Annotated in this window: 21 protein-coding genes; 2 read left to right on the top strand and 19 right to left on the bottom strand. The window is 51.1% G+C overall.

Annotated elements, in window-relative coordinates:
• Positions 1 to 188 precede the first annotated feature (188 nt).
• Entirely contained in the window at positions 189 to 2,045 is a 1,857-nt protein-coding gene (locus RJD28_07080) for an AAA family ATPase (GenBank protein ID WNV59236.1), read from the bottom strand.
• 1,172 nt (positions 2,046 to 3,217) lie between these two features.
• Here RJD28_07080 and RJD28_07075 point away from each other — a divergent pair.
• A complete protein-coding gene (locus RJD28_07075; protein ID WNV59235.1) occupies positions 3,218 to 4,699 on the top strand; it encodes a hypothetical protein in 1,482 nt (493 codons plus the stop codon).
• A 20-nt stretch (positions 4,700 to 4,719) separates the two neighbouring features.
• Entirely contained in the window at positions 4,720 to 5,124 is a 405-nt protein-coding gene (locus RJD28_07070; GenBank protein WNV59234.1) for a hypothetical protein, read from the top strand.
• 130 nt (positions 5,125 to 5,254) lie between these two features.
• Here the strand turns inward: RJD28_07070 and RJD28_07065 are convergent, their stop codons facing one another.
• The 18 genes from RJD28_07065 to spoIVB form a co-directional block, all read right to left on the bottom strand.
• Complete coding sequence (locus RJD28_07065) at positions 5,255 to 5,638, bottom strand: DUF3592 domain-containing protein (GenBank protein ID WNV59233.1); 384 nt, start codon at positions 5,636 to 5,638, stop codon at positions 5,255 to 5,257.
• Entirely contained in the window at positions 5,628 to 6,026 is a 399-nt protein-coding gene (locus tag RJD28_07060) for a GntR family transcriptional regulator (protein WNV59232.1), read from the bottom strand. The genes RJD28_07065 and RJD28_07060 overlap by 11 nt, the downstream gene beginning before the upstream one ends.
• 907 nt (positions 6,027 to 6,933) lie before the next feature.
• Positions 6,934 to 7,713 carry a glycosyltransferase family 39 protein gene (locus RJD28_07055; GenBank protein WNV59231.1) on the bottom strand — a complete coding sequence of 260 codons (780 nt, stop codon included), beginning with the start codon at positions 7,711 to 7,713 and terminating at the stop codon, positions 6,934 to 6,936.
• A gap of 14 nt (positions 7,714 to 7,727) precedes the next feature.
• Positions 7,728 to 8,435, bottom strand: a complete 708-nt coding sequence (locus tag RJD28_07050) for a J domain-containing protein (protein WNV59230.1) — start codon at positions 8,433 to 8,435, stop codon at positions 7,728 to 7,730.
• A complete protein-coding gene (locus RJD28_07045) occupies positions 8,432 to 9,277 on the bottom strand; it encodes a DUF5685 family protein (GenBank protein WNV59229.1) in 846 nt (281 codons plus the stop codon). The genes RJD28_07050 and RJD28_07045 overlap by 4 nt, the downstream gene beginning before the upstream one ends.
• A gap of 55 nt (positions 9,278 to 9,332) precedes the next feature.
• Positions 9,333 to 9,728, bottom strand: a complete 396-nt coding sequence (locus RJD28_07040) for a hypothetical protein (GenBank protein WNV59228.1) — start codon at positions 9,726 to 9,728, stop codon at positions 9,333 to 9,335.
• Between the two features lie 170 nt (positions 9,729 to 9,898).
• Complete coding sequence (locus RJD28_07035; protein WNV59227.1) at positions 9,899 to 11,980, bottom strand: hypothetical protein; 2,082 nt, start codon at positions 11,978 to 11,980, stop codon at positions 9,899 to 9,901.
• Positions 11,980 to 12,516 carry a sigma-70 family RNA polymerase sigma factor gene (locus RJD28_07030; protein WNV59226.1) on the bottom strand — a complete coding sequence of 179 codons (537 nt, stop codon included), beginning with the start codon at positions 12,514 to 12,516 and terminating at the stop codon, positions 11,980 to 11,982. Before RJD28_07030 ends, RJD28_07035 begins: the two co-directional genes overlap by 1 nt.
• Positions 12,517 to 12,657: 141 nt before the next feature.
• The gene (locus RJD28_07025) at positions 12,658 to 15,120 is read right to left on the bottom strand and encodes a cation-translocating P-type ATPase (GenBank protein WNV59225.1); all 2,463 of its coding nucleotides are present in this window, start codon (positions 15,118 to 15,120) and stop codon (positions 12,658 to 12,660) included.
• A gap of 170 nt (positions 15,121 to 15,290) precedes the next feature.
• Positions 15,291 to 16,841 carry a ribonuclease Y gene (gene rny, locus RJD28_07020; GenBank protein ID WNV59224.1) on the bottom strand — a complete coding sequence of 517 codons (1,551 nt, stop codon included), beginning with the start codon at positions 16,839 to 16,841 and terminating at the stop codon, positions 15,291 to 15,293.
• Between the two features lie 115 nt (positions 16,842 to 16,956).
• Positions 16,957 to 17,556: a regulatory protein RecX gene (locus tag RJD28_07015; protein ID WNV59223.1), complete on the bottom strand. Its 600-nt coding sequence runs from the start codon at positions 17,554 to 17,556 to the stop codon at positions 16,957 to 16,959.
• 11 nt (positions 17,557 to 17,567) lie between these two features.
• Complete coding sequence (gene recA, locus RJD28_07010; protein ID WNV59222.1) at positions 17,568 to 18,638, bottom strand: recombinase RecA; 1,071 nt, start codon at positions 18,636 to 18,638, stop codon at positions 17,568 to 17,570.
• 126 nt (positions 18,639 to 18,764) lie between these two features.
• A complete protein-coding gene (locus RJD28_07005) occupies positions 18,765 to 19,043 on the bottom strand; it encodes a hypothetical protein (protein WNV59221.1) in 279 nt (92 codons plus the stop codon).
• Between the two features lie 53 nt (positions 19,044 to 19,096).
• Positions 19,097 to 20,539, bottom strand: a complete 1,443-nt coding sequence (gene glgA, locus RJD28_07000; protein WNV59220.1) for a glycogen synthase GlgA — start codon at positions 20,537 to 20,539, stop codon at positions 19,097 to 19,099.
• 124 nt (positions 20,540 to 20,663) lie between these two features.
• Positions 20,664 to 21,467, bottom strand: a complete 804-nt coding sequence (gene spo0A, locus RJD28_06995) for a sporulation transcription factor Spo0A (GenBank protein ID WNV59219.1) — start codon at positions 21,465 to 21,467, stop codon at positions 20,664 to 20,666.
• 608 nt (positions 21,468 to 22,075) lie between these two features.
• Positions 22,076 to 23,401 carry an ATP-binding protein gene (locus RJD28_06990; GenBank protein ID WNV59218.1) on the bottom strand — a complete coding sequence of 442 codons (1,326 nt, stop codon included), beginning with the start codon at positions 23,399 to 23,401 and terminating at the stop codon, positions 22,076 to 22,078.
• A gap of 37 nt (positions 23,402 to 23,438) precedes the next feature.
• Complete coding sequence (locus RJD28_06985; GenBank protein WNV59217.1) at positions 23,439 to 24,140, bottom strand: PAS domain-containing protein; 702 nt, start codon at positions 24,138 to 24,140, stop codon at positions 23,439 to 23,441.
• A 60-nt stretch (positions 24,141 to 24,200) separates the two neighbouring features.
• Positions 24,201 to 25,478 carry a SpoIVB peptidase gene (spoIVB, locus tag RJD28_06980; protein WNV59216.1) on the bottom strand — a complete coding sequence of 426 codons (1,278 nt, stop codon included), beginning with the start codon at positions 25,476 to 25,478 and terminating at the stop codon, positions 24,201 to 24,203.
• Positions 25,479 to 25,664 lie beyond the last annotated feature (186 nt).

The raw sequence follows: 25,664 nt of genomic DNA, 5'->3' as shown, positions 1-25,664 counted from the left end.
TCAAGAACAATTTTTAGTCACAGTTCACTCGCAGATGCTTGTGGGCAAATTTTATGCTCGCATAAAAATTTGTCTTCATGAATCTGCGAAGGGAGCGCCATGTAATGAGCAAAAATAAGCTGCAGCGCAGCGGAAAGCATCGCAGATGCGGTTTTGCGAATGGCGCTCGTGAACTGTACGACTTCTTTTTACTGTTTTCGATTTTCGAAATAAACAAACCTGTCAATGGCTTCCAGGATGTCCGCAAAGGTCTCCCGGGGTGCCTCATCGATATACCGCCGCAGGATTTCCTCTTCTTTCACCCCTTTATACCGCCCGTAAAAAATATCATACAGATTGTGCCCCCGGACGTAAGTGCGGATTTCCTCCATGTGGGCTTTCACATCGGCCTCGGAGCGGATGCGCACGCCGGTGACTTTTTCCATATGCTTGACGCTGGTGAGCTTATTCAGATATTCCCGGAATTTTCCATAGAGAATCCGGTAAAAATCCTCCTCCGATTTCACCACGCCGATCTTCGCCATGACCTTCGGATCGAGAAAATAATTTTCAAAGGAATAGTATTTCAGCACCAGCACGTTGCGGGGCTGCACCCGGGGAAGGTTGCCCCGATCCTGCCGCTCCCTGTCTTTGTAATAGCCGCAGAGCTGCCGCACCAGCCCCTCCCGGTCTTTCCCGTCGGAGTCCCGGATCATGAGAAACTGGTCTTTCAGGTACAGCTTGTTGATGTATTTCAGGTTCGCGTAGGTGCGAATGTTCGTGCAGCTGTTGGTGGGGATGATGGCGATGCGCCGCAGCTTGTCGTCCCCAGTGTAAATCTCAGCGTAATATTTTTCCAGAAGCAGGGGCAGACGGCTGCTGTCCTGCTTGCCCTCCACGATAAAAACAAAGCTGACGTTCATCAGGTCGTTGGCCGAATAGCCCAGATTATCCAGCACCTCGTCGATATCGGGATTCTCGTCCGCCACCGTGTAGCCGTCCTCATCCAGCCGGATCTGCTTGATCTGCCGGGAATTAAAGTTAAAAATCATCGTGGGCGAATGGGTACAGAAAATGATCTGATTTTTCCGAGATAACCGATACAGCACCTCCCCCGCCGTCTTCTGCATTTTCGGATGAAGGAAAATCTCCGGATCCTCCATGAGGATAATGGACGGCAGACTGGTGGGCTCCTGGGCGTAGGCTTCCAGCAGCGACAAAAGGTACATGCTGCGCATGCCCTCACTGAGCTGATCCATGGAAAATACCCGTTTCTGCTCCGGGTTATAGAGCACCGTATTCATGGAAAAAGCTTCGCTCACCCGCATATCCTTATGCAGCAGCAGTTCGCCCGGGCGGGAACTGTTTTCCCGGAAATACTGGTTTAATTTTTCCATGAAAGAATCCATGTTCAGGTGAAAAAGCTTGTAGTCCAGCAACTTCTCTGCCTCCTGGATGGACAGCTGGGCCGGTGTCTTCTTTTCAATGACCCCCATACAGTCAAAGCAGTTGTCGCAGGCCTTGGCGCGGTCGAACATGCACCGGTTTTCCCGCAGCGCTTTCAGCTCCTGCCCGCCCTGGATATTGAAAATATCCCGCTGGATCTCCTCGATCTTCCGGGAATGGTCGATGTAATACACCTTGGGCAGCAGCGCCGGGATACAGGCGTTGTTCTTCTTCACGCCATCCTCATAACGCACCCGGCCATCCCGTCCGGCCACAAAGGTAAAGGAAAGGCGTCCCTCCTGGTAGGACGGCAGCTTGGCACAGAAATCCCGGTGCCACACCTCATAGCGCTTGTATTTGCTCACAATGCCCCGCTGCCACAGGGTAGGCAGCTCCTCCTCCGGAATGTCCAGCGTCATGGAAATCTCGATGTTCTGCCCCTCCGGCGCGAAATCGCTGTCCTGGATCTCATAATTGCCGGTCACTGCCAGAATCGCATCCAGCACCACCGTCTTTCCCGTGCTGTTCTTTCCCACAAGGATCAGCGCCTGCTCCATATTGTGCATCGTCAGACACCGGATCGATTTGAAATTGCGAATCGACAGCTCCGTAATATTCATCCGTAAAGTTCCCCCTTGGTTGTTCCTTTTCAAACTCTGATTTCTTTTGCGTTCGTTACATTAAAGTCAGGTTCCCCGCGCTGTTGCGCTTTGCTGCCTGCTATCGCAGGCGGAACCTTCGTTGATGGCTTGGGAAAAACAAATGTCTGCTGACGCAGCCGCTTGTTTTTCCCTTCACGCATCACATTATACACGAAAGCATAGTATTTGACTAGTTTTTTTGCGGCTGGTATACTGTTATCAACAGTTCAGCCATAACTATCAAAAACAGCGTTCGTGCGATAAACCGGACAAATAACCGGCATGACCAGAGTGCCAGAAAATGCACAGAAAACATCCGTATAACGTGCAAAAAACATGATTCTGCGAATGGCTTGTCTGAATTGTCACAAAAAAAACAAAAACGAGGATACCTTCTATGGGAATATGCAAACAGCTTTTCCGGCGTCTGACCACGGCGCTGACCATCCTGTTGATGGCGTTTGTCCTGGTAAAATCTTCCACGGACATGTACTACAATTACATTTCCGGCAACACCCATCATCTGACCTATATCCTGCTGGGGGCCGCTTTCGTGCTGGGCTGCACGGTTTTACTACTGACGGGCCGGGCGCTGCGCCTGTCTGAAAAAACAGCAGACCGGCTGACATTTGCCGTCTTTCTTCTGATGATGGCGGTGCAGTTTGTTCTGATCCTGACACTGTTCCGGTACTATCTGCCCTGGGCGGACAGCCTAAGCGTCATGAATGAGGCCATTTCCATGTCGACCCAGGCCCATCCGACCATCAGCTCCGCCGGGCGCTATTTTGAAATGTACGGCAACAACTATTTTTTCACCATTGTACTGTGCTATTATTTTAAGTTTTTCCGCCTGTTTGGCCTCACCGCCTACTGGATGGAGGGACTGTTTCTCAACATGTTTGCCATGGATCTGGGCGTCTGGTTCTGTCTGGCGACAGCCAAAGCCACCTTCGGCAATCAGAAACGGCTCATTCTCGCCATCCTATGCCTGCTCAATCCGCTGCTGTACGTGTTTTTGCCCTTCGTGTACACCAACACCATCAGCATTCCGTTTACCATGGGTATCTTCTGCCTGCCGCTGCTGGCATGCAAAACAAATAATAAGAAAAAAACGCATCGCTTATGCGGTTTGGGAAGCCGTGCTGCTGGCCGTGGGATTCCAGATCCGGGTAACGACGCTGATCCCGGTGATCGCGCTGATGCTGTGGGCACTGGTCAGTCTGACCTTTTCCAGAGATTCGAAGCACGCCATCCTGGCGCCCTTGCTGACCTTTGCCATTGTGTTCGTGCTGTTGTTCGGCGGCTGCAAAACGCTGATCAACACCCACGTACCGGAAGACTTACGTTCTTCCAATTTCCCGGTGACCCACTGGCTTATGATGGGCCTGCAGGGGGACGGCGGCTACTCCGCTGTGGATGAGGACTACACCTACAGCTTCCCCACCAAAGAAGAGAAATCCGCCGCCAACCGGGAAGAGATCCGTCTCCGTCTGGGGGCTCTGGCAGATTCCGGCGCTTCCGGCATTTTAAAATTTGTGACGGATAAGATCACCGTCACCTGGGCCTCCGAGCACGACGGCCTTTATCTGGAAACCGGCCGCATGCAGGGTTACAGTCCGCTGCAGAAATATTTCTTCGGTGCAAAAAATGACCTGATGCTGTACTACTATCAGTTTTACAAGGTGCTGCTGTATATTCTGGCACTCATCGCACTGCTGGGCGAACTGCTGCGCAGAAAATGTAGCACCACCTGGCTGTACGGTCTCACCATGCTGGGCTTCTTCGCGTTTTACATTTTATGGGAGGCCAACTGCCGGTACACCATCTGCCTGACACTGATTCTGACCGTGCTGGGCTTCCACGGCATAAATACCTTGTTATGCCTCGTTTCCTCTGCATCAGGCAGCACGGACAATGGTCTTTCCCTGGGCACCGTGAAGCGCTTCTGCGCGGCATTTCTGCTGGTGGGCATTCTCCTGCCCTGCATCTATGCCATGGTGCGGCAGTATCCGACCTACACCCAGACCTTCGTCCCGAAGACGGATTACAGCATCATCACTGTGGGGCGGGAATACCATGAGAATGCGGTGACCGGCATTGCCGCGGAACACAAAACGCTGACCCAGACGTTTACCACCGCCCATTCCTTCAACGAGATCGGCATTTACTGTGCCTATGACGATACGGAAGAATGGTCGGACGCTTTTCCGGATGAACACATTTACCAGTTCCGGCTGCTGGACGCCGACGGCAATGTGCTGGCCAGCGAAAACTTTGGTGCAGAGGACAGCCGCAAATACTACAAACGATTTGGCTTCGATCTGGTAACACCAAACGGGAATTCCACCTACACCATCGAGATCAGTGCCCGGTATCCCGAAAGGAGAGCTGACCGCCTGAAATTCGTCTATTTTGATTTTGACACTTACGATTACATTGCCCACGCAGACCTGTCCGTGAACGGCGAAAGCCTGCACCGGGATCTCATTTTTCTGGTGGCCGACAACTACAGCGGCCCCTACACGACCGTCAATCGCTACCGAGCAGAATGTGCACTGATCCTCCTGTATCTGTGCGGGATTTCAGCGATTCTGCTGCTGGACAGCCGCAGGCAAACCTGCTACAATAAGTAGGCAAAGAAAGGAGTGATTCCATGGGAATCTTACGCGATATATTTGAAGAAAAACACAGAATTTTTGAAGGGTCGGACGAGGAAGCCTACAAGGAGTACTGCGCCACACTGAAAAAGGCCGGCATCCGTATTCAGGCCTTCGAAGTGAACCAGCGAACACTGAAATGTACCGGCAACTGCGGTTCCTGTCCTGCCATGAAATCTGCTGCCATGAGCGCAGAGGAGGAAGACGCCGAGCTTGGCTACCGCAAGCTGGGTCGGGGATGTTCTGACAACCTGTTAAATGAGCCCGGTGAGGAACGCCTTTTCACCATCTTTGTGAAAAAAATCAGAGGAAAAGAAGGCGCTGGATCTGCTGGGACTGGAGCCCCTGCCGCAGGAGGCATAATTTACAGCATCAAAAATGGATCTATGCATGATCTGTAATACAACAAAAAGCTCTGAGACTTTGGTCGAGAGGATTTCAGAATCCCCGCCATTGCCTCAGAGCTTTTTCTTTTTCAAACAACCGAGCATCTCATGCGCTGCCAGAGTATAAAAAACACACCCCACAGTCTTATGCCAATCGCAATCCTACGATAAAGAAGCATACCACAGCAACGAGAAACGCCACCGCCATCCGTCCCAGCGAAAAGGCGTACAGCTTTTCCGGTTCCTGTTTATCGTACCGCACATGTACAAAAGAGCCCACCTGCGAGGTCATGGGCACCTGTATGCGGTTCCCGGACTGCACCAGCCTGCCATCCACCTCATAGGAAACGACCGCCCATTTGGAATTGCGGGTTCTGGCCGTCTCGGGATTTGGCATTTTGATGGACACGACCGTTCCAACAGCCCGGGCGGTTTTCTTTTGCAACAAAAGAAACCGCACAGCGTTTACCAGTCCAAAGCATCCGGCGATCACTCCCACAACACAGAGAAAAACAGCTTCACTGCTCATATTTTTCACCTCCCGTATCCTCCTCGTAAAGAATTTCCATCATTGCCTGCAATTCTTCTTTTGTAATCTTCAATGATTTTGCCGTCCGTATCACATCGAACATCTTCTGTTCCACCAGCCGCCGCTTGGAATCCCGCAAAAGCTCCAGATTTCCTGCGGATACGAAGGTTCCAATCCCCACCTGGCTGGTGACAAAGCCCTCCCGCTCCAGCTCCTCATACACCCGCCGGATGGTCAGGACACTGACCTTCAGATCGTTGGCAAACGCCCGGATGGACGGAAGGGCGTCCCCTTCCACCAGTTCTTCTTTTAAAATGGCATCCTTGATCTGGTCTTCGATCTGCTGATACAAAGGGCGGTCCGCGTTATTTGAAATAATAATCTTCAAAAATGTTCTCCCCTTTTAGTGTGCTGTTCTCATATATACATTATAAACTTTAAGCACTTATCTGTCAAGGACGTACTTTCTTATCATACAAAAAGCTCTGAAACCATGGCGGAGGATTCTTATCATTCCCCCGGCCAAAGCCTCAGAGCTTTATACGCTGCATTTTACGCGATGTTTTTAAAGATCATTAGAAATATACAGATATTTTTCATTCTCGTACACGACGGTCTTATCCATGAGCACGTCCGCATACTGGGCATAATAATCCCGGTTGGTCACCAGCACCGCAGGCTCCTTCGTCTCCACGAAGGCCTCCACGCCGCCGTCCATGCACACATGATCCCCGTCGATCTCCGCCAGGAAGGACGTGTTCTGGGACCAGTTTCCATAGCCGAAATCGCCGTCCGCCCCCAGGTACATCTGTGTGCCCGCATAATCCGATGCCGCTTCATTGGCTTCCGCAAAGAAATCATGAAAATCGTTGCCGTACTCAGCGCGAATATTTTGCACATTGCCTGCGATAAAATATCCTGTCAGCACCAGCACCCCCACAAAGGCCGCTGTCCGCAGACCGGCGGAAATGTTCCGATCCCGCACCGCCGTTCCTGCCACGATACCCGCGCCGATGAGGATCGGGATCAGCGTCGCATAGGAATACCAGATGAGCTTCGTGGCCGCAATGGAAAACCAGAGGATCGGCATAAGTGCCCAGAGGAAAAATCCCACTGCCAGGTAGGAGCGCCCCTCCTCTTTCAGCCTTTTCCGATAGCCGATGAGGCCTGCGCCGCCAATGAGCAGAGCCGCCAGATAAATATACTGCCGCCACGTGGTGACAAAATAATTTTTCACATAGAAAAGAAATTCCTGCTGATGATTTTCAATGGCCTCCTGACTGCTGGTCAGCAGCTCATAAAAGATCATTTCTTTGAAAAATTCCGTCCCGTCCTGGGTAAAACGCAGGATCGCCCAGAGGCCCATGGGTATGAGGAACGATGCCAGAAATGCCAGCAGACGTTTTCCCTTTAATGTCTTGATCTCCCCGGTGAGCAGCAGGAAGAAAAAATCCCACAAACACAATGGTGCCCGCATGCCAGCTTTTCGTCAGAAATGCGCAGGCGAAGAAAAATCCGGCGCCGTAAAGCATCCGGGGCCGTTCTCTGATCATGAGCATACAAAGCATACTCAATGTGTAAAACAGCAGATACAGGGAATCCGAATCGCCGGAGCGGATCATATGGAAGGAAAAACAGGCGGTATTGGCACACAAAAAGAGGATCGTCAACAGTGCCTGTAATTTCCCGAATCTTTTTTCCACAAAACGGGCCGCCACTGCTGTCAGCACCACATAGCAGGCTGCGGAAAATGCCCGAAGCCCCAGCTTGTTATAGCCGAAGATCAGAAACGAAAGTGCCGTTCCCCACATGGAAAGCGGCGGCTTCAGATTCCAGTAATCCGGCTCGTATCGGAACGTATTCATGATAAAATTGCCGCTTTTGAGCATCTCGTAGGCGTTGATGCCAAACCGGGCTTCATCCCAGGAAACGACATAGTGAACACTCAGGCGGTAAAAACACAAAAATATTACCAGTCCCATTCCCAACACGAACAGGAACCGGTAATATTGCTCCGCCCAGTCTGTGATCCGATCAATGAAAGACCGGTTTGTCTGTTGATTTGTGCTTTCCATACATACTCCTTGTCCTAGCACATGATAAACCTGCCGCCGCAGCAGCAGTTACAAAGCATATTGGCAATACACAGCTTCATGCAGAAATCGTCCGAACCGCCCATGGGTCTTCCATAAGACTGTCCCATAGACTGATACCAGCCGCCGCCCATCTCCATCTGGTTCAGGAAATTCCGGTACTGGACATTGTTCGGCTCCATGTTGACCGCTTCTCTTGCATGCGCTTTCGCTTCTATATTATTTCCCAGTCCGGCATTGGCCGCTGCGTTCAGATAATGCCAGCGGGCACTGTGACTGGTGATGCCGTTCAGTACATTCATCGCTTCTGTAAAATGGCGGCTGTTGATGTAATTGGCCGCCGCATTCAGACGGAGAGAATCCTCATCATTGGCATCCTGTCGGCTCTGCTGATATCCGCCAAAACCACCGAAACCGCCAAATCCTCCGAACCCGCCGTAGCCGGTACCAAATCCACCATAACCCTGTCCCTGGCTCTGTCCATAGCCGCCATACCCGTAATCAGAGGTGCCGCGTTCCCGCTCCTTCACAATCTGATCATATGCCTGCTGCACTTCCTTAAACTTGGCTTCTGCCTGGTCTTTGTTCGGATTGTTGATATTTGCATCCGGATGATATTTCCGGCTCAGCTGCCGGTATGCTTTCTTGATTTCATCGTCGGAAGCGTTGCGATCCACTCCCAGCACGCTATAAGGATCTGTCATTTTCCTTTCGTCTCTCCCGTCTCTGTCCGCTTCCGGTGGATCATTTCATATTTGACCCACACACCGGAATACAGAATATTGCGGAGAATCTCCACATTCTCCAGAATCGGAAGCTTCTCAAATTCTCTGGCACATTCTGTCATCATCATATTGAGAATGCTCCCGCACATTTCTTCAAAATTCTCCTGTGTAAAGCAGCCTGTAAATGGATTGTACTGCCCTTTCTTCCGGTCTTTCTCCACATCCTCGTAGGCATCCATCAGATAAATGAACTTGCCCAGGAAAAATCCCATCCGATACAGGTGTTCCGCAAAGATATCCTTCTCGTACACGAAAAGCTCTCCAAGCAATTCTCCCATAGAACCGGACACTTTGTCAATATTCATTTCCTTTTCTTTTTCAAAAGCCGCCAGCTTCTTCAGGGAACGGATAATGGCCCGGTTCTGCCTGGGATACTTTTCCGCCAGCTCCCGGCAGTGCTTCTGCAAGAGCCGGGCCTCCGTCAGCGACACGAGCTTACGCTCGTCCAGCCAGTCATCCATGAAATTATGATACGCCAGAAGGATGTTCATATCCGCCCCATATTGGGTAAAACGGCTGCTGCTCATGCGGTGCCTGCTGCCCGGATGCGTGATGCAGCGGTGCTTTTCTTCGCTCTTCTGCGGCTCGTACAGCCCGTGGAGCACCATGATCAGAAATGTCATGTCGTAGCTCAGTGTGATCTGCCCGGGCTTGCCGTATCTCTGGCTCAGCTCCCGGCACAGGCCGCAGTACCAGGACTGATATTCCTCAAATTCCCGGATCTTCAGCTCCGGCTTGTTCACTGTCACGTATCCAAACATTTCAAATTCTCCCGCTTACAAGACGTTCCCTTTTCTGTCTTTCACGATCTTTATTTTAACTCTTCTTTGTGAATTCCGTGTGACATTTCGGGCATTTTACAACAATTTTTCCTTTTCCTTTGGGAATACGGATCTTCTGTTTACAGCCCGGGCAGGTGTAGATCCGGTAATCCTTCCGCTGGCCCAGCAGATATTTCTCCTTCTGAAACCAGGACAGAAACCGTGCCCTAGCCGCCAGGAACTTCTGATTCTCCTCGTACCGTTTCTGATGATTTTTCGAAAAAATCCGGTAATAACAAACAATCAGCAATGCCAGTATGATGATATTCCAGTAGCCTTTTCGAAAGACCAGCGCAAGCAGCATACAGGCCAGCGCCACATAGCTCAGAAACTGTGAAAATTCGTCACTTCCGTGGCGCCCTGCCATAAATCTGCTGAATCGTTCTCTCATATTCATCCCGCCTTTTCTTCTCCTGTTGCAGGCAGCATCCTCCAACATGCCCGCATATTCCTATATTTGATCACGCTTTTCACAGCCATGATCTTACAGGCTTATTGAAAATAATACGCATTTGGGAAAAGAAAGTCAATTCAGTTATTGTTTTTTAAGAAAATTCGAAATTATTTTCGAATTGGCCCGATGACAAAATCGCTGTGATACAGGTAAGAGGGGCTACCGATTTTTAACTGGATTGCGGCTGGCGTTCTCCTGGTCTCTGCATTTCTCCTGAATTCTGTCACTGGCGCTTCCTCGGATTCTATATCTGTCTCCATGTCGGGCTCTGCATTTGCGGTTATCTTGTAGTCTGTCACCGATCCTTTGTTGGAACTTTTGGACAAACTTTCTTCCTGATACGTATTTCCGTCGTTAAAGAATAACAGCATCCCTGTCAGCTTCCCATCAGTAAATACCGGCAGTACCGTACTGTAGGGATAACGGTCAGCCTGCACGGAAAGCTTCTGCAGCAGCCAGCCGTCACTCTCCTGCAGCACCGTCAGTTCCAGCAGCCAGGCACTGGTATCACCGTCCAGTTGCTCTCCCAATAATGTCTCGCACTCTGCATCCGTGATCCTTCTCAGACGCTCCAGCCGCACCTGCGCACGGGCAAAGCTCAGCGTCTGCCCCAGCTCCTTCGTCTCCTGCCCGTCTTCCAGTGTCGCCGTGATGGGATCAGTCTGTTCTTTCATCTGGACATAAGGAACATGGAGTGTGCCCTCTTTCTCCTGCATCACGGGAAATGTGGTAGTCACAAGATCCGAATACCGATCATTCTCTTCTCTCCACGCCTGCGCATACACCTTTTCCTCCCCATACGACATCCACGGCCGCACATCCGTGCCGTTATCCATACAGGCCGGAAGTATCTCATATGTGGGAAAATAAGGAATCTGCATCGTCATATCCGTTCGTCCGGTATAGGGGTAATAGCTGATCAGCAGGCTGTCATCCGTCTGTTCCGCGGTCACCGCGAGACGAAGTTCTATTCCGTCTGCCCCACTGATTCTTTCATCTTCCTTTTTATCCGTCTCTCCCGGAATTTCCTTCTCCAGATTTGATTTCTCTGCATTCGCGGTGATTTCATTTGCCGTCCCGGCTTCGCTGGCATTCCCTTCCGTTCTGGCCTGCAGAATTGCCTCGTAGGATGGCTCCCGCAAAGTAAAGATCAGCCCGTCTCCACCCGCTGTTCCAAAACAATATTCATCCTCTGTGGAAAAATCATCCATGCGCAGGTTCTCTTTTCCGATCACGATCTTCTTCGGCCCTGCCTCATCATCCTCTGTCTGCTCCGTACCGAACCCGCTTCCGCCGTCGGTCAGCAGTTCCCATGTATCCTGGGAATCCTTTTTTCTTCTGTAAAGGCGGTTATCCCCAAAATAGGAGGCATCCGCCAATCCAACTTCCTGCTGCGTGTTTTCCTGCGTATTTTCCCGCATGTTTGCAGGGTCACCGGTTGAAGCCTGCTGTTCGCTCTCTGCCGCTGACACAGAATCCTTCTGTGCCGTCAGACGGATCACCAGCCGTCCCCGGTTCGTCAGACCGGCCTGATCCGGCATCCGCTCTACATAGCCCTCCTGCAGCTCATAGATCCACCCCTGCCAGGAAAAACGCACATTCACCGGTACAACCGTATACCAGGCCGCCTCGTTTTCCTCGTACACCGCCACCCCCGGCACGAGACGAAGCATCCGCCTCAGCCCTGCATACACCGTATCCTTCTGCCATACTAGCAGCGCCAGTGCCGCCACCGCGGCGGCACCCGCCAGTCTTCGCCAGGAAAAGTGATTACTCTTGACTTTTTTTCGATTCACTGTTTCGAAATTTTGTCGGGTAATACCTTCCCCGGCTTGATTTTCCGCATTCTCTTTCAAATTTTCTGAAACTTGTTGCTGCACACGATCACGAATCTTCTGTACGGAAATCCGGTCTTCTTCCCCATCACACGCATGATTATTTTCCAAATCGGACACCATGTTCTCCAGCCGATCCTCACTCCAAGTCTCTTCCGGGATTCTGGAAAGAAATGCCTCCACGTCCTCCGGTTCAAGCACATCCAAAGCCGCATACATCCCGATCCTCATGTCCAGCTCTCTATCCTTGTTGATATCCCCGTTTTCCGTCCCATCTGCGTCTCTGCCCGTACCCACACGTAAGTCATCGGCTCCGCATCCGATCTCCGTCCTCTTTTTCTGCTCTTTCTTCATCACTGGCGCCTCCCTTCCAGCCATACCCGCAGCTTCTTCAAACCTCTTCCCACCTTCTGATCCACCGTATTCTCCCGCAGATTCAGTGCCCGGGCAATCTCCTTCGTCCGCTGGCCCAGATAATATTTCCGGAGAAAGATCTCCCGATCCGGTTCTCCTAAGCCTTCCAATGCCTCCAGCAGCTCCATCCGCCCCGGCAGCTGCTCCAGCTCCGGACAACGGCTGCCCACCAGCTCCAGTTCCTCCGGGGATGCCGTCTGCTGCTTCAACAGCTGCCTGCAGCAGTCCGATGCCCGCCTGGCAGCCAGCACCGCCAGGAAGCTCTTCACCGTTCCCTTCTCCAGATCAAACCTGTCCCTCGCTTCATATAAATCCATAAACGCCTCACTGACACAGTCTTCCATATCTTCTTTTGTGCCGATCCCGGCCAGCCGGGTGCGGACAATCATAAAACACAGCCCCATATAGGCGTGCATGGCCGCATCCACGCCCCGCGCCGGATCTTCCTTCAAAAGTCTGCCGATCTCATCTGCCACAGATATCCCCCCTTTTTCTTACAGCGTCGCTCCCTTTTTTCTTTTCGCTCATTACATAATTCTTTTTTACGCAAAAAATCTGACAGAGAATTTTATTTTTCTGCCAGATTTTTTTCAAACAACGCATTTTCCATTCAGATACTATTTTTCATTATGCCTTTTGTTTACTTTTCCGGCCAGAATGGTCAGATAGCGGAACAGAGATTCTGCCGCAAAGGTGAACACGATCATCAGCAGCACGCAGATCCGGGACATGGCACTGATGGCAAACAGCTGTCCCAGGAAAATGCCGCAGAAGATCAGGCCGCAGATATTTCCAATGACGATAGCGTACTTGGCTTTGTTAAACGGCTGGCTGATCTTGATGAGGATCATGAAGCCCACCGCCGACAGCAGCATGGTAGATGCCGTGGCAATGTCCGTCCCTGGAATCCGGAAAACTTCCCCGCAGGTGACCAGTGCGCCCACGGCCAGCGCATCGGTGATTCCCGCCGGAAGTGCCCGCAGCATGACGTTGGTCATGAAATGCCCCCGGATCCGTTCCCGGTTTGGTTCCAGCGCCAGCAAAAATCCCGGCACACCAATGGTAAACATGCTGATCAGAGAGATCTGAGACGGTTCCAGCGGATAGGTGATGGCAAACACAGCAGAAAACAGCGCCATCAGCAGGGAAAATATATTCTTCACCAGAAACAGGCTGGCGGAACGCTGGATATTATTTACGACCTGTCGTCCCTGGGCCACCACATCGGGCATGTGGCCGAAATCGGAGTCCAGCAGTACAGCCTGGGCGGCCTGGGCAGCCGCCTCACTTCCCGATGCCATGGCAATGCTGCAGTCTGCATCCTTCATGGCCAGAATGTCGTTGACACCGTCGCCGGTCATGGCTACCGTGTGTCCGGCGTTCTGCAATGCCTGCACCAGCAGACGCTTCTGCCTGGGTGTCACCCTGCCAAATACCGTATAGCGAAGTGCCGCCTCCTGCAGCTCTTCTTCTGTCCGCAGGCTTCCGGCATCCACATATTCGTCCGCGTGGTCAATGCCCGCCAGCTTGGCGATCTCGGAAACCGTCTGGGGATTATCTCCGGAAATGACCTTCACGGTCACCTTCTGGGATTTGAAATAGGCAAAGGTTTTCTTCGCATTCTTCCGCAGCGGATTGGAGAGAATCACGAATCCCACCGGAGAAACCTCCCCCGCCAGCGTTCCGTCGCTATTTACAGAGGAACAGGCCGCCAGCAAAAGCACCCGATATCCTTTCTGCTGATACGGTGCGATCTCCTGCCGGATCCATTCATAGCGGCTGCCCATAATAAACTCCGGGGCGCCAAACGCAAAGCTTCCTTCCGCAAAGGTCACCGCGCTGTATTTTCTTGAGGACGAAAAGGGAAGAACTGCCTGTGCCCGGAAGCGGTTCCCCGTCTGGCGGCCGGAGGATGTCTGCTTTGCCTTCTCTGCTTTTCGTTTCTGCAGGTATTCCCGCAGCGCCTGCATCGTTTCGTTATCATCCGGCACTGCTGCCGCATAATCTGTCAACAGATTTTCCACTATCTCAGCCGCTGTCTGACCAGACATTTCCTGCTTGCATGCAGCCTGACCGGCTTCTCCCTGTCCGACCGCCTCCTGGTAAGCTTTCGCTGCAACGATCTGTGCCACCTGCATGCCAGGTTCTGTGATGGTGCCTGTTTTATCCACGCAGAGCACATCTACCCGGGCAAGTGCCTCAATGCTCTTCATATCATGAAGCAGCACATTCCTGCCTGCCAGGCGCACCGTTCCCATGACCAGCGCCATGGTCGTCAGCAGATACAGTCCCTCCGGGATCATGCCGGTAACCGCCGCCACCATGGAAATGATGCTTTTCTGAAATGTCTCATTATTCATGAAATAAGCCTGGGCAAACAGCACCGCCCCCACCGGGATGATGATTACTCCCACCCATTTGATCAGCTGGTTCACCGACCGGATCATCTCAGAAGGTTCTCCGTCACCCATCTGCTTCGCTTCCGCTGTCAACCGGGAAATATAAGAATCATTGCCCACCTGTTCCAGTCTTGCATAACATTGTCCGGATACCACAAAGCTGCCCGACATGAGACGGTTACCTGGCTCCTTGCGGATCTCATCCGATTCTCCGGTCAGAAGCGATTCATTCACCGCCACACTGCCCTGAAGCACACAGGCATCCGCACAAATCTGGTTGCCTGCGCGAAGCAGGATCACATCATCCTTCACCAGATCCACCGAAGCAATCTGGATCTGTCTGCCTTCCCGGAGTACGATTGTATGCGGTGCATGCAGCATGTTCATTTTATCCAGTGTTTTCTTCGCCCGCAGCTCCTGCACAATGCCGATGACCGTATTGGCAATCACCACCGGCAGAAATGTCAGATTCCGGAAAGAACCGGCAATGATAAGAAGAATAGCCAGAACAAGAAAAATCAGGTTGAAATAAGTCAGTGTATTCGACAAAATGATCTGCTTTGTCGTCTTTTCCGTGGTAATATCCGCACGATTCGTCTGTCCTGCGGCAATCCGCTCCTGTACTTCTGCCTCTGTAAGCCCTACAAGAGATTGTTCTTCTGTATACTCTCTGCTCCCCATACTGGCCCCACTTCTTTCGAAAATTTGTTCATGTACACACTTTTACACCATAAACCCGGGCAATGTCAAGCGAGGTTTAGGATTTTTAATATTTCTTAATCGAAACTTAAGATTAGAAAAAAAGTGCCGGGAGCTGTAATCACCTACAGTCTCTCGACACTTCTCTTTTCCTATTTGGCGTAATCGGTTACGCGGCTTTCGCGTATCACGTTTACCTTTATCTGTCCAGGATATTCCAACTCAGCTTCAATCTGCTTGGAAATATCTCGTGCTAACAATACCATGTCTGCATCACTAACCTGCTCTGGAACTACCATAACACGAATCTCTCTACCCGCCTGAATTGCAAAAGATTTGTCTACGCCCTTGAACGTATTTGTAATATCTTCCAATTGTTTCAGTCTGTTTGTATATGTTTCTAATGTCTCTCTTCTTGCGCCCGGACGTGCCGCAGAAATGGTATCTGCTGCCTGTACCACACATGCAATCAGAGATTCCGGTTCCACATCACCATGGTGAGCTTCTACCGCATTGATAACGATCCGGGACTCCTTGTACTTTCTGCACAAGTCAGCTCCGATCTGGATATGGGAGCCCTCGACATCGTGGTCGATGGACTTACCGATATCATGCAGCAGTCCGGCTCTCTTTGCCACACGGACATCCAGTCCGATCTCACCGGCAAGTAAGCCTGACAGATGAGCCACTTCGATAGAATGCTTCAACGCATTCTGACCATAGCTTGTTCTGAACTTCATTCTTCCGAGTAATCTGACAAGTTCGGGGTGAATGCCATGCACGCCAACTTCCAGGACGGCGGCTTCCCCTTCTTCACGAATCATAGTTTCAACTTCTTTTTGTGCTTTCTCGACCATCTCCTCGATTCTGGCCGGATGGATTCGTCCGTCCACAATCAGCTTCTCGAGGGCAATTCTTGCCACCTCTCTGCGGATCGGGTCAAAGCCTGATAAAATAACTGCTTCCGGTGTATCGTCAATGATGAGATCCACACCGGTCATAGTCTCGAGTGTACGGATATTCCGTCCCTCACGTCCTATGATTCTGCCTTTCATTTCATCGTTTGGAAGTTGTACCACAGAGATCGTTGTCTCGGCCACATGGTCGGCAGCGCATCTCTGGATGGCTGTTACTACATACTCTTTCGCTTTCTTGCCTGCTTCTTCTTTCGCCCTGCTTTCAAGCTCTTTCACCATCTTAGCAGTGTCACTCTTTACTTCGTCTTCAACAGTCTTTAAAAGATATTCTTTTGCCTGGTCGGAGGTAAGACCTGAGATTCGCTCCAGTTCCTGCACGCTCTGCTCATGAAGTTTCTCAATTTCTGATTTCTTTTTCTTGAGTTCTTCTTCTTTGGCTGTGTAGCTTGCTTCCCGCTTCTCGATGACTTCCAGCTTCTTATCCAGAGATTCCTCTTTGGATAAAACTCTGCGCTCTGTCCGCTGTACTTCCGCTCTGCGTTCCTTGATTTCTTTTTCGAGTTCATTTCTGGTCTTAATGGACTCTTCCTTGACCTCAAGCAGCGCTTCCCGCTTCTTCGTCTCAGCAGTTTTCACAGCTTCATCGATGATCTCTCTCGCCTTATCTTCTGCATTGCCGATCTTAACCTCCGCAACCTTCTTGCGGTAAGATACGGTAACTGCATAAGTAAGAGGGATCGCCACGATCAGCGTAACCACTACAGCAATGATCGTTGCTGCCGTCACAGGAGCACCTCCTCCTTATTAAATTTTCATTGTACACATACAAATACAACAGTTAAATTTTATACTTTTTTTCGTATGATGTCAAGCAAACCTTTTGCAGGTTACGAATCCTTTTTCAGAACTGTTCCATCCGCATGGCTGCCAGAACATCCTCCATCCGAAAGCCCTTGCGCATGAGAAATCCGTACATTTTCCGCTGGCTCTCCGGCGTCGCTTCTGCCGGATCATAGCCCTTGCGGCGAAGCCATCCCCGGATAGCCTCCCGCTCCTCATCCGATGAATATTCTTCCAGAATCTCCTTTGTCATATCCGACGGGATCCCTTTGCAGTACAGCTCCTGCTTCAGCTGGAGCCTGCTCTTATTCTTCTTCCGGTAATCCACGTAATTGGACGCATACCGGCGGTCATCCTGATAATGCAGCTTCTGCACATAGGCAATGGCGATATCGATGATCTCTTCCGGGTAATCTCCTTCCTTCAGCTTCTGCCGCAGCTGCTGCTCTGTCCGATCCATGGAACGCAGCAGGTAAAGCACTCTGCGCTTCGCCCGCTTTGTCAGAACCTCCCCCATGATCTCCCCGTATACCCCGTCACTGACCGGCTGTCCTTCCCGCAGGCTGTACCGGTACAGCTCCTTATTGTACAGCGTACACCAGCGCCGTTCATCCACATAGATCCGGCTTTTGCTGCGGGTCACCGGCTCTATCTTTGTCACAAGCATCCGTCTTACAGTTCCTGATCATCCGCAGGTGCATCCGTCTGTGCAGTCTTCGTCTCCCCTGCGCCGTCCGCGGGCAGACCATAGTGCTCCCGTACCTTCTGCTCCACGTCTGTCATCACCGCCGGATTGTCCCGGAGATACTGCTTCGCATTCTCCCGGCCCTGCCCGATCTTCTCACCATTATATGCATACCAGGCACCGCTCTTGTTGATGACGCCGCACTCAGCCGCCAGATCCAGGATATCCCCCTCTCTGGAGATTCCTTTGCCGAACATAATATCAAACTCTGCCTCCTTAAACGGCGGAGCCACCTTATTCTTCACAACCTTGATCCGGGTACGGTTACCGACCATCTCCCCGCCCTGCTTCAACGCCTCAATCCTTCTCACATCCATACGGACAGAAGAATAGAACTTCAGGGCACGTCCGCCGGTGGTTACCTCCGGATTGCCGAACATGACACCGACCTTCTCACGCAGCTGGTTGATGAAAATAACGATACAGTTGGACTTACTGATGACAGCTGTCAGCTTTCTCAGTGCCTGGGACATCAGTCTTGCCTGCAGACCCACATGGGAATCTCCCATATCGCCGTCGATCTCTGCCTTGGGCACCAGCGCCGCTACAGAGTCTACGATGATCACGTCCATGGCACCGGAACGCACCATCGTCTCTGTGATCTCCAGCGCCTGCTCGCCGTTATCCGGCTGAGAGATATACAGATTGTCAATATCCACACCGATATTTCTCGCATATACCGGATCCAGGGCATGCTCCGCATCGATGAAGCCTGCAATGCCGCCCCGCTTCTGCACCTCTGCCACCACATGCAGCGCCACGGTCGTCTTACCGGAGGACTCCGGCCCGTAGATCTCGATCACACGGCCCTTCGGAAGGCCGCCCAGTCCCAGGGCAATATCCAGGCTCAGAGAACCTGTCGGAACGGTCTCCACCTGCATGTGCGCACTGGTATCTCCCAGCTTCATCACTGCACCCTTGCCATACTGCTTCTCTATCTGTCCAAGCGCTGCATCCAGCGCCTTTAATTTCTCTTCTTTTCTGTCTTCCTTTGCCATACTCTTCTCCTTTTACAATGAAAACTCTTGTTCGAACTTATGTTCGTTTCTTAAGATAATACTAGTATATTTTTTCCAAAATGTCAACTGATTTTGCCTGCAGAAATGCAGGCGACAGAAATGTCGTCAGATATGAACGATAAAAAATACCGAACAGAACGGGTCAGCAGAAACGATCTGCTGTAAGCATAGCATGAAATAGCTGCCCGCGCAATCGTGAATATGCACAAACAGTTCAGCCGTGCGTTTTGTGCGGGCAGATTCCATGCTCGCATGGAAAGATGGCCTCGCAAATACGCACGAACTGAGCGCCAGATCATGAGCAGAAATCAGCTGCGAAGCAGCGGGAAGCATCGAAGATGCGATTCTGCGAATGGCGCGGCTGAACGTCACTCCATACCACATCCGTGTTTTTTCTACATAAACAGAGCGCCCGGTTTCCCGGGCGCCCCACATCTCTAGCCAATCAGCCAGTCATACATTTCCTTATACTGTGCCGCAGACGTATTCCAGGAGAAATCCTGTTCCATGGCACGGTCTACGATCTTGTTCCAATCCCGCTTCTTGTCATAATAGATATGCTCTGCATAGCGGATCGTCGCCAGCATCTCATGGGCATTATAATTGCAGAAGCTGAAACCGGTTCCGGTGCCCTCATACTCATTGTAGGGCTCCACCGTGTCCTTCAGACCGCCTGTCTCGCGGACGATCGGCAGGGTGCCATACCGCAGGCTCATAAGCTGGCTCAGGCCGCAGGGTTCAAAGAGCGACGGCATCAGGAAGGCATCGCACGCCGCATAAATCTTGTGTGAAAGATCTTCTGAATAGAAAATGTTGGCCGATACTTTATCATTATATTTCCAGTCAAAATGACGGAACATATTTTCGTATTTTTCTTCTCCTGTACCGAGGACAACGAGCTGGATCGCATCCTGGCACAGTTCATCCATCACATAATCGATCAGATCCAGGCCCTTCTGATCCGTCAGGCGGGAAACAATACCGATCATCATGACCTTCTTATCTTCCTTCAGGCCCAGCTCCTTCTGCAGCGCCAGCTTGTTCTTGTTCTTCTCCCTGCGCCAGTTGGATATCGTATAGTGCTTATCCAGGAACTGATCGGTGGCCGGATTGTACTCTTCGTAATCAATGCCGTTCACGATGCCCCGAAGGGAATTCGACCGTGCCCGCAGAAGACCGTCCAGCCCCTCACCATAGAACGGTGTCTTGATCTCCTCTGCATAGGTCCGGCTCACCGTGGTAATCGCATCCGCATACACGATACCGCCCTTCAGATAGTTGGCATCCCCGTATGCTTCCAGCTTATCCGGTGTAAAATAATAAGAAGGCAGGCCTGTAATGTCCTTGATCGTCTTCATATCCCATACCCCCTGGAATTTCAGGTTGTGAATGGTGATGACAGACTTCATATGTTCAAAAAAGCTGTTCTCGTGGAAACCATCCTTCAGAAATACCGGGATCAGTCCGGTCTGCCAGTCATTGCAGTGAATGACATCCGGCTGGAATCCAATGACAGGGAGCGCCGATAACACTGCTTTTGAAAAGAATGCAAACTTCTCCACATCCTCATAAATATTGCCGTAAGGCCTTGGTCCGGCAAAATAATATTCATTGTCGATAAAATAATACTGGATATCATTGTATTTCATCTCGAGAATACCCACATACTGGCTTCTCCACGCAAGATCCATATAAAAATGGCCGAGATATTTCAGCTGGCTCTTCCATTCGTCCTTCATGCACATGTACTTGGGAATGATCACCCGTACATCATATTCCTTCTTATCAAAACACTTCGGCAATGAACCGACAACGTCCGCCAGACCTCCGGTCTTGATAAATGGAACTGCCTCTGATGCGACAAATAACACCTTTTTCATGCTTGACTCCTCCCTGCTCATGATGATGTCCCGTAATTGTCTGTACTTATAGAATCATTATACCAAAAAGAAGCTACTTTTTAAAGAGTCAGCTTATGATTTCTGCAAATGCCAAAAAGGTTCCCTATGCCCGCGTCTTATACTCCAGGCGGATCCGGTCTGCGATCAGTGCGATAAACTCTGAATTGGTGGGCTTTCCTTTCCCATTGCTGACCGTGTAGCCGAACAGTTCATCGATGGTATCCATCTTTCCCCTGCTCCATGCCACCTCGATGGCATGCCGGATCGCCCGTTCCACCCGGCTGGGCGTGGTCTGATGCACCTTGGCAATCGTCGGATACAGCACCTTCGTAATGGAGTTCAGCATATCCATATCCTTCACCGACATGATGATCGCATCCCGCAGATACTGATACCCTTTGATATGCGCCGGAACGCCGATCTCATGGATCATATTGGTAACATCTGTCTCCAGATTGCGGTTTATGTAACCCTCTCTTGCCTCTTTCGACGGCGAACGCTCCGCTGCTCCTCTGGCTGCCGCCGTCATTCCCGGCCGCATCTGTTTGATCCTTCTGCGGATCATCTCCCCGTCAAAAGGCTTCATAATATAATAATCCGCACCCATGGCAAATGCATTCTCCGTTACCTTCTCCTGACCGATCGCAGTGACAACGATAAATGCCGGCCGTTTCGTCAGTTCACTGTCATTGTGTACCTTATCCATGACACTTAATCCATCCAGTTTGGGCATGATAATATCCAGCAGCATGACATCCGGATGCTTGGAACGAATCAGCTGATAGGCCTCTTCTCCATCCGATGCTTTTCCGACAATCTCCATATCCTGATCCTGTTGAATGATCTCTTCCAGTACATTAGCCATAAGCTTGTTATCATCTGCTATTGCAACACGAATCTTATCCATACCTGTCACACTCCTCAAGTTTACATTTTCTTTTTATCGTTGAATAAGGTTATTTTTTATTATAATAATCCCTTATTAGCCCGGCAATCAGAAGTTATCAACTTATTTCGACAGGTCTCGGCAAATTATTAAGGATTTTCCGAAAAATTGTGTCGTCCATTGTGTTGTCTTGCATCATTCTTTTAAAAAATATCGAAACTTTTCTTAATTTTTCGAACAAACAAGGCAGTGCATTTGCAAATATACCTTACTTTAGTCTCAAAATTCTCCCTCACGGAAATATTTTCTGTGTAAAAAAAAAGAGAAAAAATAGCTTCTGAAGCAAAAATATTTTTTCCATCCTGTACAAAGCCCTCCCACTTCACTCCCATTTTTTCAAAAAATCTCATCCAGAAAGAGGTACTTCTTCCAAAAAATACTTATATTTTTCCAATATCCACTCAAAAATATACAGAAAAATCCGTGATTTTTTCGCCATTCAGGCGTTCCCTGCAGCATCCTCTGTCACAGATCCCTGATCCACCTTCCTTTATATGCCAAAAATTTTTTTCAAAGATGCTGTTTGGCCGTAAAAAAAGAAGAGTCTGTTTGAGACTCTTCTTGTCGGATCATGCTTTTAATATGGAAGATAATACTTCCCGGATCCGGGCCGCATCAATAGGCTTCGCAATATGATCGTTCATGCCCATCTCCAGCGCCTTCTTCCGGTCTTCCTCAAAGGCATTGGCAGTCATGGCAATGATGGGAATCCCGGATTTTTCCCTGTCCGGCAGCCGTCGGATCACCTGCGTCGCCTTATAGCCGTCCATGTTCGGCATCTGGATATCCATCAGGATCAGGTCATAGGTTCCAGCAGGCGCCTTTTCCAGCCTGTCCACGCAGAAAATACCATCCTCCACGCAGTCTACCGTAAATCCCATTTCTTCCAGAATGAGCGTGGCAATCTCCGCATTCAGTTCATTGTCCTCCGCCAGCAAAATACGTTTTCCCGTAAAATCAGCCTCTGCGGAAATCGCAGACAGCCGTTTTTTCTCATAATATGCTGCATCTGCGATCTTATGGGGCACCGTCACGGTGAATCTGGTTCCCTTCCCCAGTTCGCTTTCCACCTCCAGAGTGCCGCCCATCAGATCCACCAGGCTCTTCACAATGGCCATTCCCAGACCGGAGCCCGATACTTTGGCCGTGGTGGTGTCCCGCTCTCTGGAAAATGAATCAAACAGATGAGGCAGAAAGTCCCTGCTCATACCGATCCCTGTATCCTCCACAGATGTGGCGACCCGGATATACCCCTCCCGCTCGCAGGGCAGTTCTCTCGTTATGATCGTGATCCTGCCGTTCGGCGGTGTATATTTCACCGCATTGCTGATGATGTTGGTCAGAATTTCCTGCATTTTCGTGCGGTCGCAGATGATATTCGGATGTTCTACCTGCACATCATGGGTGATGGTCAGATTCTTTTTCCGGGCTTCCATCTCAAACACACTGCAAACGCCGCTGACGATATTGCCGGTCTTATTGTAATCCTCATCCAGCTCCATCTTGCCGCTCTCGATCCGCGCCATATCCAGCACGTTATTGATGATAGAGAGAAGCAGATTGCCGGACTGCTCGATCATCTCCTGATAATGCAGCAGCTGCGGATCTGTCAGCCGGTCACGCATCAGCTTCGAATAGCCCAGAATGGCATTCATGGGCGTAAGGATATCGTGGGACATATTCAGGAGGAAGGTCGTCTTCGCCGCGTTGGCACTCTCTGCCACCTGGTAAGCAACCCGCAGGCGCTCCTGCTCCATCTCCTGCTGCTTCTGCCAGCTGACGATTCTTGTCACATAAAGAATGTGGGTCACCTGACCGCCCACATTCCGCTTTTTCTCGATAAAACGGGCCTGATGCCAGTTGCCGTCCGCCGCCAGATACTCAATCTCTATCACATCGGATGCACCCATCCGCGCCGAAACCGTAGACAGGTCAAAAAAATCCGCTGACCGCGTTCTGGTACTCCGTCGCCACAAGCGTTCTGCAGAGCTCATCCAGCTTTGCCTGTGCTCCCGCTCCGCTGCCTGTCAGACGGTGCACCGCATGCTCTCTGCCGGATATTTCCTCGTAAAAATCATTGACAAGATCAATACTGTAAATGGAAAAGTATACCCGGCTGACCGCAGAGACTACCTCATGCTCCAGCAGCAGTTCATTTCTGGCCTTCTCCACCTCCTGCAGCGCCCGGTGCAGCTTTTCATCGGTCTCATGCTTTTCATCGGTATTGATAAACACGCCGTCAAAGGCGATGGGAGAACCGTCCGCTCTTCGTGACAGCCGCCCTGCGGCCCGGAACCAGTGGTATGTACCGTCCTTGGCAGCCACCCGGTATTCCACATCGTAGGTTTTCCGGCTGGTGTAGTCCTCTACGGTGCTGCGGTATTCCTCCATCGTATATTCCCTGTCCTCCGGATGAAGCCGGTCAGACCAGGAGGAAAATTCATCTGGGAAATCCTCTGTCGAAGTAAATCCCAGCATGTGCCGCATCGTATCCGACCACCGGCAGGAAACCATCTCGCCTTCGGCATTATATTCCAGCTTCCACGCACCGGAACCAAGCGCTTCATGAATGTTCTGAAGCGCAGTCATCTCCATTTCCATATCTGTCAATGCACTTTTCTTTTTATCCGGCATGGTTCACCCCTCTCATTCCCCTTCGTCTTTTTCAATTATATATTTTTCGACAGGGGATGTCTACGAAAATTTCTGTACCAGCATATTTTCGATAAAGATTCCATATCCCTTCGTCGGATCGTTGACGAACACATGGGTGACAGCTCCCACAATCCGCCCATTCTGGAACACCGGTGCCCCGGACATGCCCTGAATCACGCCGCCGGTGGCGTCCAGCAGTGCTTCATCGGTGACCTGAAAGATGATGCCTTTGTTGACGCTGTCTCCGGACAGACGGATCTCGGTGATCTGGATGCCGTATTCCCGGTAGGTACCGTCCAGGCAGCAGCGGATGGAAGCAGGGCCGATCTCGATATCCTGTTTGAGCCCCACTTCCACAGGTTCGCTCTCACAGGCGGCCAGCAGGGTCTTTTCCGCTGTGCCGTAAATACCGGCAGTGGTGTTGCACTCGATGATGCCCCGTTTCCGGGAACGCTCATAGGAGATCATGCCCATGAGCTCCCCCGGCGTTCCTTTTTCTCCCTTTACGATGGACAGAATCTCTGCCTCATACACACTGCCGCCGTCGATTTCCATGAGGGTACTGGTGTCGATATCGTTGATGCCATGCCCCAGCGCACCGAAATGATGGCTGGCATCCACGTAGGTCAGGGTGCCGATGCCCTGGGTGTTGTCCCGCACCCAGATGCCCAGCCGATAAGAACCGTCCGCACAGAGCACCGGTGTTACCTTCAGTTCCATCTCTTCCCCGTCTCTTCGCACGCCCAGCACTAGGCTTTCCCCGCCGCAGGCTGCCACGGCCTCCACCAGGGCGTCCTTTTCCCCGATGGTCTGTCCGTTCACCGCCTCGATGTAATCCCCCGACCGGATGATATTCCGGGCAGGCTCCAAATCCGCCCCGTCAAAGGCCGTCACCGGGCTGGTCCCGATGGCCAGTACACCGTTGGTGTGCAGATAAATGCCGATGGGTATGCCCCCGGGTGTCACATACTGCCGGGGCTGCACGGAAACCGCCACCGTTTTCAGCGGAATCACGCCAAACAGGCGGCAGCGCATGACGAAATTGCCCTCCGCTTTTCCCCAGAGGGAGAAGGGCTTTGCCATATTGACATGGATTTCTTTTCCCTGTGCCTCACTGTTTTCATACACGGAGGTGCCGCCGAAGCTGGCGCTCACCGGCAGCCCCCAGTCAAACTGCTGCGTCTCCTGCACGTTCAGGCGGATTTCGTCCGGGATCCGTCGATAAAAAAAGAAGAAAACATACAGGCAGAGGCCGATGATGCCTCCCGCCAGCAGTCCCCACAGCAATCTTCGATACACTTTTTTCCGTTTCTCCACCAGACCTGCACCTCCCATAAAATTTAACCATAACCACATAACCATAAGAAACACGCTTTGCGAGTTTCTCATGGTTGTCGCGGCAGTCGCCAAGGTCTCGTGCAAGCCCGGACTTTGGCTCGTTGCTCGCGCAAAAAAAGTCCGGGAACCACAGCGAAGCTTTTCCTGCTCCGCAGCAGCTCCCGG

This window comes from Oscillospiraceae bacterium NTUH-002-81 (assembly GCA_032620915.1).
Taxonomy (GTDB): domain Bacteria; phylum Bacillota; class Clostridia; order Lachnospirales; family Lachnospiraceae; genus JAGTTR01.
The sequence above is the reverse complement of the archived record's forward strand: the minus strand, read 5'-3'. Positions and strand labels throughout refer to the sequence as shown.

Bases quoted from the DNA above. Each gene is read 5' to 3' on its own strand.
- RJD28_07080 (WNV59236.1), bottom strand. From the start codon at position 2,045: ATGAATATTACGGAGCTGTCGATTCGCAATTTCAAATCGATCCGGTGT.
- RJD28_07070 (WNV59234.1), top strand. From the start codon at position 4,720: ATGGGAATCTTACGCGATATATTTGAAGAAAAACACAGAATTTTTGAA.
- RJD28_07065 (WNV59233.1), bottom strand. From the start codon at position 5,638: ATGAGCAGTGAAGCTGTTTTTCTCTGTGTTGTGGGAGTGATCGCCGGA.
- RJD28_07055 (WNV59231.1), bottom strand. From the start codon at position 7,713: ATGGAAAGCACAAATCAACAGACAAACCGGTCTTTCATTGATCGGATC.
- RJD28_07050 (WNV59230.1), bottom strand. From the start codon at position 8,435: ATGACAGATCCTTATAGCGTGCTGGGAGTGGATCGCAACGCTTCCGAC.
- RJD28_07045 (WNV59229.1), bottom strand. From the start codon at position 9,277: ATGTTTGGATACGTGACAGTGAACAAGCCGGAGCTGAAGATCCGGGAA.
- RJD28_07040 (WNV59228.1), bottom strand. From the start codon at position 9,728: ATGAGAGAACGATTCAGCAGATTTATGGCAGGGCGCCACGGAAGTGAC.
- RJD28_07035 (WNV59227.1), bottom strand. From the start codon at position 11,980: ATGAAGAAAGAGCAGAAAAAGAGGACGGAGATCGGATGCGGAGCCGAT.
- RJD28_07025 (WNV59225.1), bottom strand. From the start codon at position 15,120: ATGGGGAGCAGAGAGTATACAGAAGAACAATCTCTTGTAGGGCTTACA.
- recA (WNV59222.1), bottom strand. From the start codon at position 18,638: ATGGCAAAGGAAGACAGAAAAGAAGAGAAATTAAAGGCGCTGGATGCA.
- RJD28_07005 (WNV59221.1), bottom strand. From the start codon at position 19,043: ATGTGGTATGGAGTGACGTTCAGCCGCGCCATTCGCAGAATCGCATCT.
- glgA (WNV59220.1), bottom strand. From the start codon at position 20,539: ATGAAAAAGGTGTTATTTGTCGCATCAGAGGCAGTTCCATTTATCAAG.
- spo0A (WNV59219.1), bottom strand. From the start codon at position 21,467: ATGGATAAGATTCGTGTTGCAATAGCAGATGATAACAAGCTTATGGCT.
- RJD28_06985 (WNV59217.1), bottom strand. From the start codon at position 24,140: ATGCCGGATAAAAAGAAAAGTGCATTGACAGATATGGAAATGGAGATG.